Annotated in this window: 17 protein-coding genes; 2 read left to right on the forward strand and 15 right to left on the reverse strand. The window is 64.3% G+C overall.

The features are described from left to right. Position 1: 1 nt before the first annotated feature. The 12 genes from ptsP to EC912_RS12280 form a co-directional block, all read right to left on the reverse strand. A complete protein-coding gene (gene ptsP / locus EC912_RS12225) occupies positions 2–1,777 on the reverse strand; it encodes a phosphoenolpyruvate--protein phosphotransferase (protein ID WP_132144383.1) in 1,776 nt (591 codons plus the stop codon). Positions 1,778–1,809: 32 nt separating this feature from the next. Beyond that, positions 1,810–2,079 (reverse strand): HPr family phosphocarrier protein, encoded by a 270-nt coding sequence (locus tag EC912_RS12230; RefSeq protein ID WP_132144385.1) that lies wholly within the window; start codon positions 2,077–2,079, stop codon positions 1,810–1,812. After that, complete coding sequence (locus tag EC912_RS12235) at positions 2,072–2,464, reverse strand: PTS sugar transporter subunit IIA (protein WP_132144387.1); 393 nt, start codon at positions 2,462–2,464, stop codon at positions 2,072–2,074. The genes EC912_RS12230 and EC912_RS12235 overlap by 8 nt, the downstream gene beginning before the upstream one ends. 39 nt (positions 2,465–2,503) lie before the next feature. Continuing rightward, on the reverse strand, positions 2,504–3,400 hold the full coding sequence (gene rapZ, locus EC912_RS12240) for an RNase adapter RapZ (protein ID WP_132144389.1): 897 nt from the start codon (positions 3,398–3,400) through the stop codon (positions 2,504–2,506). A gap of 7 nt (positions 3,401–3,407) precedes the next feature. Next, the gene (gene hprK / locus EC912_RS12245) at positions 3,408–4,358 is read right to left on the reverse strand and encodes an HPr(Ser) kinase/phosphatase (RefSeq protein ID WP_132144391.1); all 951 of its coding nucleotides are present in this window, start codon (positions 4,356–4,358) and stop codon (positions 3,408–3,410) included. Between the two features lie 142 nt (positions 4,359–4,500). Further along, positions 4,501–4,821, reverse strand: coding sequence for a ribosome hibernation-promoting factor, HPF/YfiA family (gene hpf, locus EC912_RS12250; RefSeq protein WP_132144393.1), 321 nt, complete (start codon positions 4,819–4,821; stop codon positions 4,501–4,503). Between the two features lie 123 nt (positions 4,822–4,944). After that, positions 4,945–6,417 (reverse strand): RNA polymerase factor sigma-54, encoded by a 1,473-nt coding sequence (locus tag EC912_RS12255; protein WP_132144395.1) that lies wholly within the window; start codon positions 6,415–6,417, stop codon positions 4,945–4,947. 148 nt (positions 6,418–6,565) lie between these two features. Further along, positions 6,566–7,285, reverse strand: a complete 720-nt coding sequence (lptB, locus tag EC912_RS12260) for an LPS export ABC transporter ATP-binding protein (protein ID WP_132144397.1) — start codon at positions 7,283–7,285, stop codon at positions 6,566–6,568. 2 nt (positions 7,286–7,287) lie between these two features. After that, on the reverse strand, positions 7,288–7,908 hold the full coding sequence (gene lptA / locus EC912_RS12265; RefSeq protein ID WP_132144399.1) for a lipopolysaccharide transport periplasmic protein LptA: 621 nt from the start codon (positions 7,906–7,908) through the stop codon (positions 7,288–7,290). Then, positions 7,871–8,476 (reverse strand): LPS export ABC transporter periplasmic protein LptC, encoded by a 606-nt coding sequence (gene lptC, locus EC912_RS12270; RefSeq protein ID WP_132144401.1) that lies wholly within the window; start codon positions 8,474–8,476, stop codon positions 7,871–7,873. The genes lptA and lptC overlap by 38 nt, the downstream gene beginning before the upstream one ends. Then, positions 8,473–9,021, reverse strand: a complete 549-nt coding sequence (locus tag EC912_RS12275) for a KdsC family phosphatase (protein ID WP_132144403.1) — start codon at positions 9,019–9,021, stop codon at positions 8,473–8,475. The genes lptC and EC912_RS12275 overlap by 4 nt, the downstream gene beginning before the upstream one ends. A 70-nt stretch (positions 9,022–9,091) precedes the next feature. After that, entirely contained in the window at positions 9,092–10,093 is a 1,002-nt protein-coding gene (locus EC912_RS12280) for a KpsF/GutQ family sugar-phosphate isomerase (protein ID WP_428993101.1), read from the reverse strand. Between the two features lie 165 nt (positions 10,094–10,258). Between EC912_RS12280 and EC912_RS12285 the strand changes: the two genes are divergently transcribed. Together EC912_RS12285 and murA are read left to right on the forward strand one after the other, a co-directional pair. Further along, positions 10,259–10,498, forward strand: a complete 240-nt coding sequence (locus tag EC912_RS12285) for a BolA family protein (protein WP_132144407.1) — start codon at positions 10,259–10,261, stop codon at positions 10,496–10,498. Positions 10,499–10,540: 42 nt separating this feature from the next. Then, entirely contained in the window at positions 10,541–11,800 is a 1,260-nt protein-coding gene (gene murA / locus EC912_RS12290; RefSeq protein ID WP_132144409.1) for a UDP-N-acetylglucosamine 1-carboxyvinyltransferase, read from the forward strand. 158 nt (positions 11,801–11,958) lie between these two features. On the opposite strand, the gene EC912_RS12295 is transcribed toward murA, so the two are convergent. From EC912_RS12295 to purM, 3 genes are all read right to left on the reverse strand, one after another. Beyond that, positions 11,959–12,672, reverse strand: a complete 714-nt coding sequence (locus EC912_RS12295) for a DUF3108 domain-containing protein (RefSeq protein WP_132144411.1) — start codon at positions 12,670–12,672, stop codon at positions 11,959–11,961. A 195-nt stretch (positions 12,673–12,867) separates the two neighbouring features. Further along, positions 12,868–13,539: a phosphoribosylglycinamide formyltransferase gene (gene purN, locus EC912_RS12300; RefSeq protein WP_132144413.1), complete on the reverse strand. Its 672-nt coding sequence runs from the start codon at positions 13,537–13,539 to the stop codon at positions 12,868–12,870. A gap of 5 nt (positions 13,540–13,544) precedes the next feature. Beyond that, entirely contained in the window at positions 13,545–14,582 is a 1,038-nt protein-coding gene (purM, locus tag EC912_RS12305) for a phosphoribosylformylglycinamidine cyclo-ligase (RefSeq protein ID WP_132144416.1), read from the reverse strand. Between the last annotated feature and the right edge of the window lie 126 nt (positions 14,583–14,708).

A 14,708-nucleotide genomic window follows, 5' to 3' on the forward strand; every position in this document is an offset into this window, starting at 1 on the left:
GTTACAGCGCCCCAACCTCATCGGTATCGCATTCGCCGATGACGCCGTGCGCGAGCACCGTGAGCAGGTGCGCCTCGACCTCGTCGCGGGTATGCGCGCGGAACAGCTTCGGCGCCGCCTGCCGCAATGCCTTGCAATCGAGCACGGTCAGCTTGTCGCGCACCTGTAGCAACTGTCCCGGATGCATGCTGAATTCCTCGAGGCCCATGGCGACGAGGAGCGGCGTGAATGCGGTATCGCCCGCGATTTCGCCGCAGAGACTGACCGGCTTGCGTGCCCGTCGAGCCGCGGCGATGACGTGTGCGATAAGACGCAGGAACGCCGGTTGCAATGGATCGTAAATCCCTTCCAGTGCATCGTTGTTGCGATCGGCCGCCAATACGTACTGGGCCAGATCGTTCGTTCCGATGGAAAGGAAATCGGCTTTCTGCAGAATGCTGGTGACACCGATGGCGGCGGCGGGTACTTCGATCATCGCGCCGATATCGAGACGCTCGGGCAACTCATGGCCTTCGCGGCTCAACGCTTCGCGGGCTTTCTTGATCAGCGCGCGTACGGCGACCATTTCGCCCATGTGCGTGACCATGGGCACGAGGATACGGATCGGGCCGTAACACGCGGCGCGCAGGATGGCGCGCAACTGCACGCTGAAAACGTCCGGGTAACGCAGGGACAGCCGCACGCCGCGCACGCCGAGCGCGGGATTTTCTTCGCCGCGAATGGTCAGTCCGGCGGCGTCGGCTTTGTCCGCGCCGAGATCCAGCGTACGGATGGTGACGGGCAGGCCGCCCATGCCGAGAACCAGGTCGCGGTAGGCCACGAACTGTTCGTCTTCGGAAGGCAATCCGCGCTGGCGCAGGAAAAGGAATTCGGAACGATAAAGACCGATACCGTCGGCACCGCGCGCACGCGCCTGGGCGACATCGCTTGCGATTTCCGCATTCGCGAAAAGACGCATATGCGCGCCATCGCGGGTAAGCGTGGGCGCGGAGGCAAGAGCTGCGAGGCGACGGCCTTCCTGGGCCGCCTGACGCTGCCACTGACGGTAGCGCGCGAGATCCTGGGCGGTGGGATGGACGATGACATCGCCGTTCTCGGCGTCGATCAGAACGAGATCGTCGTCGTTGATGGTGGCCAGCGCGTCGCGCGTGCCGACCAGCATGGGCAGGTTGAAACTGCGTGCCAGGATGGCGCTGTGCGAATACACGCTGCCCGCGCTGGCGACGACGCCGAGCATGCCTTGCCCCGCCATGGACGCCATGTCGGCGGGGGCGACGGTATCGCTGACGACGATTTCGCCGACACGTGCCGCAAGCTTGCGTTCTTCGCGACTGGACTGCTGCTGCAGTACCGACATTACGCGGCCGATAACCTGGTCGATGTCTTCGCCTCGGCTCTTGAGGTAAGGGTCGTTCATCGCGTCGAACACGGCGGCGAGCCGGTCGCGCTGCATCTTCAGAGCCGCGCTGGCCGTGTAGTGGCCTACCGAGATGAGTTCGTCCAGTCCGCGCAGCAATTCGTCGTCGTCCAGCAGCAGACTGTGCGCGTCGATGAAATCGCCGACCTCGCGGGCAAGGGCGCCATGCAGTTTGCTGCGCAGCTCGCGCAATTCCTGCCGTGCCGTGTCGATCGCCTTGTGCAGGCGTTCGATTTCCGGACCGATTTCTTCGTTCTCGAGCAGACGCGTGTCGACGGTGTAAATGCTGGGCTGAACAAGACGCGCGCGTCCGAGGGCCATACCCCTGGCCGCGGGTGTGCCGGTCAGCACGTATCTCATTCGAACCTCGTCGTACTGCCTTCGGACATGCGTTAAGCGCCTTCGTCGAACTTGCGGTTGAACAGGTCGATGACGGCCGCGAGCGCGTCGACCTCGTCCGGGCCGTCCGCGCGCACAGTAAGGGAAGTGCCCATTCCCGCCGCGAGCATCATGACGCCCATGATGCTTTGCGCATTCACTTCGCGTCCCTTATTGAGAAGCCACACGCCGGATTTGAAACGCGAGACCAGCTGTACCAGCTTGGCCGAGGCTCGCGCGTGCAGGCCGAGCCGGTTGGATACCACGATGTCCTGTTCAAGCATGGTCGATGAAAATTCCCCCGCGACCGCCTGTGGCGGCGATTTCCGCCAGTTCGGGTAGCGTTTTTTCCGAGTAGTTGAGAACGCGCAGCAGCATCGGCAGATTGAGGCCGGAGACGCAGCGCAGATGGACGCCGAGTTCGCCAAGCGACAGGCCGATATTGCAGGGCGTGGCGCCATACAGGTCGGCCAGCACCAGCACGCCGTCGCCCTGGTCCAGGTCGCGGGCGTGTTTCGCCGTGAGCGTACGCATGATGTCGGGGTCGGAGTTGGCCGGTACCTCGACGGCATCCACGGTCAGCGGAAGCGACGGTATGACATGGCGCGCGGCGGAGATCAGCGCTTTGCCGACCGCCTCGTGCGTCATGAGCAGAACGCCGACGCTCATGTCTGTGGATCGCGTGTTGTGAAAAGTTTCGTCATGGCGTCATTCGAGTTCGCGGTGGAAGGTGAGGACGTTGCCGCGCTCCGCGCGAAAATGCTGGGCGAGTTTCTCGACCAGGTAGACGGATCGATGACGGCCCCCGGTACAACCGATCGAGACGGTGACATAGCTGCGGTCGGCACCCTCGAAACGGGGTAACCAGGTTTCCAGCCAGCGCACCACATCGCCATAGTACTCGCCTGCCATGGGCTGCGCCTCCAGATACTCGCGCACGGGCAGGTCCTTGCCCGACAAGGGGCGCAGGGCGGCCTCCCAGTGCGGGTTCGGCAGACACCGGGCGTCGAAGACGAAATCGGCGTCGGGAGGCAGGCCGCGGCGGTAGGCAAACGATTCGAAAAGCAGGGTGGTGCCGTCCGACGCCTCGGCGTAGCCCGTGGCGAACAGCCGGCGTAGCTGATGGACGTTGAGGTCGCTGGAATCGATCACCTTGTCGGCGATGTTCACCAGCGGACGCAGCAGCTTGCGTTCCTGGGCGATGGAATCGGCCAGCGACAGGCGCTCGATCGCCAGAGGGTGCCGGCGGCGGGTTTCCGAATAGCGCTTGATGAGCACTTCGTCGCGGCTGTCCAGGAAGATCAGGTGGACCTGGACACCGGACGTCGCCAGTTCGGAAAGCACCTGGGGCATGCGCTGGAGGTCGGCGACGCGATTACGCACGTCGACACCTACCGCGATCCGCTTGCGCGGACCGTGTTCGCCGTGGCTGACCGCCGCAACCAGTTGCGGCATCAGCGCGGCCGGCAGGTTGTCCACGCAATAGAACTCGAGATCCTCGAGCGCGCGCAGGGCGACCGTCTTGCCGCCGCCGGACATGCCGGTCAGGACGACGAGGTGGATGGCGTCGGCGTCGACGATGGGGGTGAACGGGCTCTCGGTCATCGTGTCTCTACCAGGGAGGAAGCCGACGCATCTGATGTGCCTGACGGTCGATGAATGTCTGGGCCGGATCGATGCCCTTGCTCTTCAGTACGTGGTTTCGCACAGCGGCCTCGACCAGCACCGACAGGTTGCGGCCGGGGGCCACGGGAATGGTGATCATCGGCACGTCGACATCGAGGACGTTGCGCCGGCTGACGTCGCCGGTGAGGCGGGTCATGGCGTCGGTTTCCTCGCCGTCGCGCATCGGCTTCAGGTGAATCACGAGACGAAGGTACTTGGAGGGCTTGACCGCCGTATGACCGAACATTTCACGGATATTCAGCACGCCCAGGCCGCGCACTTCCAGCAGGTCCTGCAACAGCTCGGGGCAGGCTCCGTCGATAACGTCCGGTGCGATCAGGGTGAACTCGGTCGCATCGTCGGCCACCAGACGATGGCCGCGGCTGATCAGTTCCAGCGCCAGTTCGCTCTTGCCCGAGCCCGGCCCACCGGTGATCAGGACCCCGATGGAGAAGACTTCGAGGAAAACGCCGTGCAAGGTGACCCGCGGCGCAAGGGTGCGCGCGAGGTGGTATTGCAGGTACGTCAGCAGTTCGTGTCCGCGCTTGGTGCTCTGCCAGAGCGGTGTGTCGGTTTCTTCCGCCACTTCGCGCAGGTCGGAAGGGATCGACTGATCTTTCGTGACGATCAGCGCGGCTGGCTGATAGGCGGCGATCTTGTGGATCGTTTCCCAGCGCTGGCGCGAATCGAGGCCATCGAGGTAGATGAGCTCCTCGGTGCCGACGATCTGGATCTTGTTGGGATAGATGACGTTGAGATAGCCAACCAGCGAGGGCCGGCGGCTCTGCTTCGCATTGGGCTCCAGGACGCGGGCTTCGCCACGCATGCCGGCGGCCCAGCGCAGCGCCATGCGCTCGTGCACTCCGTCGAACAGTTGTCTGGCGGTAAGCCGGTCCACTTGGGATCCTTTGACGGCAGGTTGCGACGCCACCTGCGGCGTCGTCGTGAACCGTATTGTGCCATCAAGAGGGTTCGGCTGGCCCGGCAAGGGCCTCGGAGCCGGCGGGCCGCCCCGTATGGGGCGGCCTTGGGAGAGCGCATCAACCCGCGGCGCGGGCGTTGCGGACTTCCTGATTGTGGTGATCGGTGAGTTTTTCTTTGTGCTTGCGCAACTGGTCGACCAGCTTGGCCATCATCGCATCGATGGCGACGTACATGTCGGTGCCGGTAGCCTCCGCGTGCAGGTTGTCGCCAGCGCAGGCGAGAGTTCCCGCGGCCTTTTTCTCGGCGTCGACGGAGAGGACCACGGTCAGAATTTTTATATTCTCGAAAAGGCGTTCGAAGCGGCTGATTTGTGACTCGACTCGTTCGCGCAGAGCCGGGGTGATGTCAATGTGCTTGCCGCTGAGCTGTACTTTCATGACGCCTCCTTGTTGCTGAGGTTGTCGCCGTTTCGGCGACGAGGACGGAGCGGCCTTGGCCTGCTCCTCGAGCCTGAACTTATGAAGACACACTATTCGCAGTGGGGTTCCCGCAGCCGCGATTCAACCGGCGCGCGTTCGTTCGCTAGAGCTTGGAATGCGAAGCGCCTCGCGGTACTTCGCTACCGTACGTCGTGCGACCTGAATGCCGCGTCGATGCAATTCCTCCGCGAGTGCCTGATCGGATAACGGGCGCCGCGGATCTTCCGCGGTAATGAGTTTGCGCAGCATGGCCTGGATGGCCGTGGCCGAGGCGCTGCCGCCGTCTTCGGTGGCCACGCCGCTGGAGAAGAAGTGTTTCAGCTCGAACGTGCCGCGCGGCGTGTGCAGGTATTTCCGCGTGGTGACGCGCGAGATGGTGGATTCGTGCATGCCGACTTCTTCGGCGACCTCGCGCAGCACCAGCGGGTGCATGGCCTCGGGGCCGTAATCGAGGAAGGCGCTCTGCCTGCGGACGATGACTTCCGCGACCTTCTGCAATGTTTCGGCACGCGACTGGAGGCTTTTCAGCAGCCAACGGGCTTCCTGGAGCTGGCCCTTCATCCATGTGGCGTCGTCGCCGCGTGCGCGTGCGATGAGGTTGCAATAGTGCTGGTTCAGGCCAAGGCGCGGCTGTGCGTCGGCATTCAGACTGACGTGCCAACGGCCGTTGTCGCGCCGCGCGTATACGTCGGGTGCGACATATTCCACGGGCGTGGCGTCCAGCGCCGCGCCGGGGCGTGGATCAAGGCTGCGGATGAGCGCTGCCGCGGTGGCGGTTTCGTCTTCGCCAGCGCGCATGCGACGTGCAATCTTGGCGATATCGTTGCGTGCGAGCAGTTCGAGGTCTTCCCCGACGATGCGGATCGCCAGGTCGCGTTGAGGTACGTCCGGTGCGAATTGCAACAGCTGGGCCAGCAGGCAGTCCTTGAGGTTGAGGCTGGCGACACCGGTGGGATCGAACCGCTGCACGCGTTGACGCACGGCGTCGATTTCGTCGTTGCTCGCATTCAGTCCTGCGGGCAGCGCGGCTGCGACGGCTTCGATACCTTCATGCAGGTAACCGTCTTCGTCGAGCGCGTGAATGATCGCCGTGGCGATCGCGGCATCGCGCGGATTGAACTGCGACAGATTGAGTTGCCATTCCAGGTGTTGCTGGAGGTTTTCGGGAGCGGCGTTCTGGGGTTCGAATCCGTCGTCGTCGGTTGATCCGTTGCGCGACGGTGCGCCGGCATAATCGCCGGAATCGCTGTGCGTGCGTTCGTCGTCCCATTCCGGTGCGACGTCTTCGCTGGACGCACTGGCGGGTTCTTCGTCTTTCTTCGCCTTGGCCGTCGGTTCATCGCGCGCCACGAATTCGGGCGCCTCGAACTCGGTGTCGTCCGCTTCTTCCGCTTCGGCGTCTTCCGCGAATTCCAGCAACGGATTGCTTTCGGCGATCTGGCGCAGTTCAGCCTCCAGCTCCAACTGCGACAGTTGCAGTAGCCGGATGGCTTGTTGCAGCTGTGGCGTCAGGGTGAGCTGCTGGTGAAGGCGAAACTGGAGTCCGGGTTTCATACCTGCCGTACGTGAGTCGTCAAAGGCATCCTAACCCCTCGCGAAGGCCCGGACCAGCGGGAAGTCGACGCTGCCTGGATGCGGGCGCGTCCGACATGGGTAGGGCGATCCGCGCGCGCACCGGAAGGCGCGCGGGTGCTGACCGGGATCAGATCTTGAACTCGCGGCCGAGGTAAACCTCGCGGACCTTTTCGTCGGAGAGGATGTGCTGGGGCGTGCCCCGGGACAGCACCTCGCCGTCGTTCAGGATGTACGCGCGATCGCAGATACCAAGTGTTTCGCGAACGTTATGGTCGGTAATCAGCACACCGATGCCGCGTTCCTTCAGGTGTCGCACGATGCGCTGGATTTCGCCGACGGAAATCGGGTCGACGCCCGCGAACGGCTCGTCGAGCAGCATGTAACGGGGACGTGCAGCCAGGGCGCGGGCGATCTCGACGCGACGGCGCTCGCCACCGGAGAGACTGATGCCCTTCTGATCGGCGATGTGACTGATTTTCAACTCGTCGAGCAGGCTTTCCAGCTCGTCGTTGCGCTGTTTCTGGCTCAGGCCGTCGCGCAGTTCCAGCACCGCGAGGATGTTGTCCGACACGCTCAGGCGACGGAACACCGAGGCTTCCTGCGGCAGGTAACCGATGCCCAGCTTGGCGCGGGAATGCATGGGCAGTCCCGTGATGTCCTGCTGGTCGAGCTTGATCACGCCGGCATCGGCCTGGATCAGGCCCACCACCATGTAAAAACAGGTGGTTTTGCCGGCGCCGTTCGGGCCGAGCAGGCCCACTACCTCGCCCTCGCGGATGGAGAAGCCGAAATCGCGTACTACCTGGCGCGAACGAAAGCGCTTCTGCAGGCCTTGGGCTGAAAGCATCGTCAGGGTTTCTTCGGGGGAGTGGCGGGTGTGGCGGGAGTCGCGGCGGGCTTGGCGGGAGCCGCTCCGGGTTTGGGCTTGGGCTGGAAGTTCATGACGACGACGCCTTCGCCGTTGCTTTCGCCCTTCATCGTGCTGTCGTCGGTGTTGTAAGTGAGTTTGTCACCTGCGGCATCGCCCTTGTTGGGTTGCTTCACGCTGGCGTTGCCCGTGAGGATGGCAACGCCCGACGTGGCCGGCGCGGTCTTCGTGGCGTCGGTGCCGGGCTTGTAGTCGATGTTGTTGGCGTGGCCATCCATCGGCTGGTCGGTGTCGTCGAGCTGATGGATGGTCGCAGGGTTACCGTCGATCACGACGCGCGTGATCGAGTTGTCGGCATCCGTATAAACGGTGGCTTTGGATCCGGTGACCTTCAGCGTGCCCTGGGTCATCACGACGTTGGTCGTGAATATCTGGATGCCGTTGGGCTGCTGCGATCCGTCGAAGGACTTCGACGTGACGTTGGCTGCCTGCTCGCGATCGCTCTTCTTGGCGGCCGCTGGCATGGAAGCGAGCAGTCCGATGCCGAGCAGGGCGAGCAGGACGTTAGCGCTTGCGCGGCTGGAACGTGCTGTGGACGTCATCGAGTAGCTCCAGGTGCTTGGTGTCGAGATTGGCGCGCATGCCAATGCCGCTCATTGTAGATGTTCCCTGCACGATCTGCGCCGCCTCGTCGGTTTCCAGGCGGTTCTCCTTCGGCCATGCGGTGACCTCGGACGTGGTGATATGCGCGGCCTGGGTGTTTTCGAAGGCTGGCCGCGCCATGAACACCTTGCCTTGCAGCTTCAGCAGGCTGCCGTCCTTGTTCACCCAGCCGTACTGGGAGTTGCCTTTCCAGGGCGGCGTATGGGGCGCATCGGGTTTGGTCGACGGCAGCACGAAATCGGGCGCGTTGATGTACAGCGATTCGTCGCCTTCGCGGCGCTCCAGATGAGGTGCAATCAGCTGAAAACTGGGCTTGCCAAGCTCGTTATACGAGTCGAGCGTGAAATTCTTCAGCGTATAGCCCGAACGCGGGGGGCCGACGAAGTCGTTTTTCTTGGGTTCCGGCGCGACCCAGTAATAGAGCAGCACGCTTACGCCGAGCGCCCCGGCAAGGACGAGCCCGATCGTGGTGCTGCTGCGGTCGCGCAGGAGGTTGAGAACGCTCACAGCCAGCGTTCCAGCTCGGCGGCAGCCTTGCCCTGGGCCGCGAGAATCATGTCGCAGACTTCGCGGGCCGCGCCGTAGCCGCCCGAGAGATTGGTGCGCCAGTGGGCCCGCTCGGCCACCCAGGGGTGCGCATTGGCGACGGCGATGGCCAGGCCGGAGATGCCCATGGCGGGCAGGTCGGGCAGGTCGTCGCCGACAAAGGCCACTTGTTCGGGTGTCAGTCCCAGGGCCTCGATCAGCTGCCGGAGACAGCCGCGCTTGTCCTTCTGGCCCTGATAGACATGCGCGATATCGAGTTCCTCGGCACGCAGCGCCACCGGATGGCTGATGCGGGCGGTGATGATCGCCACGTGCACGCCGTTGGCCTGCAGGCGCTTGAGGCCCAGCCCGTCGTGGACATGGAACACCTTGGTTTCGCGACCATCCTCGGCGTACCAGAGCCGGCCATCGGTAAGCGTGCCATCGACGTCGAAAACCACCAGGCGCACCTGCGCCGCACGTGCGGTCACGTCGGCGGGAACATCGATGTAGTGCTTATATGACATGGGGCAGGTTGCTCGAAGGTACGGTGCCGCCGCGGCGCGAGAGCCGCCGCGGGCATAACCGATGGCCGATTCAGACTACGCGGGCGCGGAGCAGGTCGTGAATATTGAGGGCGCCGACGACACGCTGTTCCGCGTCGACCACGAGCAGCGCGTGGATCTGGTGTTGTTCCATCAGCTGCGCCGCTTCGACAGCCAGCTTGTCCGAGCCGATGGTCTTGGGACCGCGGGTCATCAGTTCCGCCACGGTCGCACCGCGCAGATCGACGCCATCGTCGTCGAGGGCGCGTCGCAGATCGCCATCGGTGAAGACGCCCAGCAGGTGCCCTTCGGCGTCGACCACGGCGGTCATGCCGAGGTGTTTACGGGTCATTTCGACCAGGGCCTGGGTCAGGCTGGCATCCGGACCGACCCTCGGCACGTCTTCGCCCGAGTGCATGACGTCGGCGATATGCAGCAACAGGCGGCGCCCGAGGCTACCGGCGGGGTGCGACCGCGCGAAATCGTCGGCCGTGAAGCCGCGCGCTTCCAGCAGGGCGATCGCCAGCGCGTCGCCTACGACCAGCGCGGCCGTGGTGCTGGCGGTTGGGGCCAGTCCTAGCGGGCAGGCTTCCGAGGGGATGCCCGCGTCCAGATTCACGTTGGCCTGGCTGGCCAATGAGGATTTCGGACTGCCCGTGATCGAGATCATCGGAATGCCCTGGCGCTTGATCGCGGGCAGGATGAAGAGCAGCTCGTCCGTTTCGCCCGAATAGGAGATGGCGAGCAGGATGTCGTCGGGCATGATCATGCCCAGATCGCCATGACTGGCCTCGCCCGGGTGGACGAAGAAAGCCGGCGTACCCGTGGAGGCCAGCGTGGCGGCGATTTTCCGGGCGATATGACCCGATTTCCCCATGCCGGACACGACGATGCGGCCCTTGCACCCCAGGATGAGGTGGCAGGCTTCGACGAACGAAGCGTCGATACGCGATTCCAGAGCCCGGATGGCGGCGGCTTCGGTGGCGATTACCGTGCGTGCGCTACGCACCACGGCATCGGCGTTGACGACTGTGGGTTTAACGGGCGTTGCGATACGGGCGTTCATGCGGTCTCGTTGCCTTAAGGCGTCCATTTCTGCGACACCGGATTTCCATTACCATTACATATTCTCATTTTATCGTCGCTGCCATCGACCGGTGGTTCAGGGTTCGTTTCGAATCCCCCCGGCAAAAAGGCCGACCCCCATTCCGGAGATTTCATGGACGCTGCCCGTATCCAGGCATTGATCGAAAGCGGCCTGCCCGGCGCCCGGGCGGACGTACGCGGCGAAGATGGCGTTCATTTCGAGGCCGATGTGGTCGCCGAACAGTTCGCCGGCAAGCTGCCGCTGGCGCGTCATCGTCTGGTTTACGCCACTCTTGGCGACCTCATGGGCGGCGCGATCCACGCGCTCGGCCTGAAAACACTCACTCCGGAAGAGGCTGCCGCGCGCCGCTGACGGCGCCGCTACGCCCCCCTTCCTCCCAAGCTTAAGGTTCTCATGGCCAAGATCGTGATCAGTGGCGGCACGCCGCTCAACGGCGAAGTCGGTATTTCCGGTGCGAAAAACGCCGTTCTTCCCATCCTCGCTTCCTGCCTGCTCGCCGACGAACCGGTCAGCATCGGCAACGTGCCACATCTGCACGACGTCACCACCTTCATCGAGCTGCTCGGCCGTATGGGCGTGCAACTGATTCTCGACGATCGCATGAAGATGCACATCGATCCGCGTCCGGAAAACAACTGCGTCGCCCCGTATGAACTGGTGCGCACCATGCGCGCGTCGATCCTGGTGCTCGGCCCGCTCGTCGCTCGCTACGGCAAGGCAGAGGTTTCGCTGCCCGGCGGCTGCGCGATCGGCTCTCGCCCCGTCGACCAGCACATCCGCGGCCTGCAGGCGCTTGGCGCCGAGGTCACGGTCGAAAACGGCAACATCAAGGCCACCGCGAAGCGTCTGAAGGGCGCCCGCATCGTCATGGACATGGTCACCGTCACCGGTACCGAGAACATCCTGATGGCCGCCACCCTCGCCTCGGGTACGACGATCATCGAAAACGCGGCGCAGGAGCCCGAGGTCGTCGACCTGGCCAACTGCCTCATCGCAATGGGTGCGCAGATCGAAGGCGTGGGCACGTCCACGCTCATCATCCATGGCGTGGAGCGTCTGCACGGCGCCGAATACGAAGTGCTGCCGGACCGTATCGAAACCGGCACGTTCCTCGTCGGTGCCGCCATGACGGGCGGCAAGGTCCGCGCCCGCAATGCGCGTGCCGGCACGATGGATGCGGTGCTGGCGAAGCTCGAGGAAGCCGGCGCGCACATCAACACGGGCGACGACTGGATCGAGCTCGATATGCGCGGCAAGCGTCCGAAGGCCGTCAACATCACCACCGCGCCGTATCCGGCATTCCCGACCGACATGCAGGCGCAGTTCACCGCGCTGAACTGCGTGGCCGAAGGCGTCGGCGTCATCACGGAAACGGTGTTCGAAAACCGCTTCATGCACGCGCACGAACTTCAGCGCCTGGGCGCCGATATCCGTCTGGAAGGCAATACGGCGATCATCACCGGCGTGCCGCAGATGAGCGGTGCGCCGATCATGGCAACCGACCTGCGCGCATCCGCGTGTCTCGTGCTGGCCGGACTGGTCGCGGAAGGCGACACCACGGTCGATCGCGTTTATCACATCGATCGCGGCTACGAAAACATCGAGGAAAAGCTCGGCGTACTCGGCGCGAAGATCCGCCGTCTGCCGTCGTAAAATTGTAGGAGCCCGCTTGCGGGCGAAAGCCAACGTAGCAGCGATGCTGTGCGTGACATCCGCAGCCCATAGATCTGGCTCGCGGATGTGAGCATCCGTCTTCCTCGCTCCGTTGGCTTTCGCCCGCAAGCGGGCTCCTACAGCAGTAGCGCGTCGCGCTACTTGCCCGAATAACTGACCAGCTGCATCGTCAGGTTACCGCCGTCTTTCTGCGCCAGCTTTACCGGTACGGGAAATTTCGCCGGCACGTACCAGGCGTTGAAGCCGCGATCGGCATCGACGCGGTCGATGCGCACCGCATCGAACGAACCCGCGGGCACCTGCACTTTTTCCTTGCCCGATACCTTGAATTGTTGGTTCTCGACTTCCTGCTTCACGGCGACCGGAAGCGCGATCTGCTGATGGCCGGCGCGTAGCGCGACGCCCAGGGCGAGGGGCAGGGTATTGCGCTCGACCATACCGGGCGTGGCGGCATAGCCGAAGCTCTTGCCGTTGTCGTCCACGCTGACCTGCTTGCTGTTCCAGTCGACCTTGAGATGACGCTGCTTCGACTTGATCGACGCGGTCATGCTGTAGTCGTAGCTGACGGCTTCGGGCACCAGGCTGGACCAGCGGAAATGCGAAACCTCGTCGACATTGGCGCCGAGCATGGCGGCCAGGCCCGAGGTGCCCTTCGTGCTGTTGGCGTATTCGAACTGACCGCCGCTGGTGGCCTTCAGGGTGACCGTGGCTTCGCCGAGCGGCTCGCCGTCCTTCAGGACCTGGTAGGTGGCGGTGAACGCCTTCGGTACAGTGTCGGCGGCCATGGCCGAACCGGCGACAAGAGCGAGGGCGAGGGCGGTACTGCGGAGGAGGCGGGATGAGATAGTCATGGGCCCGAGTTTAGCCCGCGATGCTGAACGATGGCGTAGGGCGTGGCGCAGGAGCGCTCTCTGTAGGAGCCCGCTTGCGGGCGAAAGCCAACGAAGCGGTGACGATGTGGTTTGCATCCGCAGCCCGTAGATCGGGCTCGCGAAGGTGAGCATCCGTTTTCCTCGCCCTGTTGGCTTTCGCCCGCAAGCGGGCTCCTACAGAGAGCGTTCCAGGTTGCCGTTTGCGGTCAGCCGGAGCGGTTTCTCGACGGGGGCGCCATCAAAAACCGGTGCGCCCTCCCACGTCAGTCGCCCGTTCGCGATGGCCATCACGGTCGCCGGTAGCAACCGGTGTTCCTCGATCAACAGGCGCTCGGCAAGCGTCTGCTCGGTATCGTCCGGGTGTACGGCGATCCGCGCCTGCGCGATGACCGGACCGCCGTCGAGTTCGGCCGTGACGAAATGCACGCTGGCGCCATGTTCGGCATCGCCGGCTTCGAGACAGCGGCGATGGGTGTGCAGCCCACGGTACTTTGGCAGCAGCGAGGGATGGACGTTGATGGCGCGACCCGCCCAGGGTGCGATGGCCTCGGCATCGACGATACGCATGAAGCCGGCGAGCACCAGCAGGTCGGCGCCACTGGCGGCGATGCGACCGAACAGGTCGAGGTCGAAATCGCGGCGGTCCGCGTAGTCGCGGGGATTCAATGCGAGCGTCGGTATGCCCGCCGCCGAGGCGATCTGGAGTGCGCCCGCGCTCGCCTTGTCGCTACCGACCAGGACGAATTCGACGGGAAGCCGCCCGTCGTCGCGGGCGGCGATCAGGGCGCCAAGATTGCTGCCGCGCCCGGAAGCGAGTGCGGCGATACGCAGCGGTGCGGCAGCCATCGACGTCAGGCGATGTGGACGCGTTCTTCGCCCGTGGCGGGAACGATCTTGCCGATGGCCCACGATGCCAGGCCGTGGGCGGCGAGCGCCGTTTTGGCGGCATCGACGTCCCCGGCGGCGATCAGCAGGGTAAAGCCGATGCCGCAGTTGAACGTGCGCCACATTTCCTCGCGCTCGACCTTGCCTTCGCGCTGCAGCCACTGGAACACGGGCGGGAGCGTCCAGGACGTGCTGTCGAGTTCGATGCCCAGACCCTCGGGTACTACGCGGATGATGTTTTCCTTGAGACCGCCGCCGGTGATGTGGGCCATGCCGTGCACCGGCACTTTCTTCACCACGTCGAGGATGGGCTTCACGTAGATCGTGGTCGGCGCCATGAGGGCATCGCCGAGCGACACGCCGCCCAGGTCGAGGTCCAGCGGGCTGCCGGCGCGCTCGAGGATGCGACGAACCAGGGAATAGCCGTTCGAATGCGGACCCGACGAGGCAACGCCCAGGACGATGTCGCCAGCGGCGATGGCGCTGCCGTCGAGCAGGTCCGACTTCTCGACCGCGCCGACGGTGAAGCCGGCCAGGTCGTATTCGCCAGGCGGGTACATATCGGGCATTTCGGCGGTTTCGCCGCCGATGAGCGCGCAACCGGCCAGTTCGCAGCCCCGTGCGATGCCGCCGACGACCGAAACCGTCGTGTCGACGTCCAGCTTGCCGGTGGCGAAATAATCGAGGAAGAACAGCGGCTCGGCGCCCTGGACCAGGACGTCGTTGACGCACATGCCGACCAGGTCAATGCCGATCGTGTCGTGGCGACCCAATTGTTGGGCGAGCTTGAGCTTGGTGCCCACGCCATCGGTGCCGGAGACGAGCACCGGCTCCCGGTAGCGGCCGGAGAGGTCGAACAGGCCGCCGAAGCCGCCGAGTCCGCCCATGACCTCAGGGCGGAAGGTACGCTTCACCAGTGGCTTGATACGTTCGACGACGGCATTGCCGGCGTCGATGTCGACGCCCGCGGCACGGTAGGTAAGGGAGCCCTGGTCGGAGGACATAAGACGATTCCGGCACTGACGAAACGCGCAATGATAGCAGCATGCCAGCGCGGGCTAGCCTATCCGCGATGGACGTTATCGCCCGGATTGGGCAGACTTCCTGTCTCTATATAAGCGATATCTCCC

The sequence above is a fragment of the Luteibacter rhizovicinus genome, from assembly GCF_004342265.1.
Lineage (GTDB): Bacteria > Pseudomonadota > Gammaproteobacteria > Xanthomonadales > Rhodanobacteraceae > Luteibacter > Luteibacter rhizovicinus_B.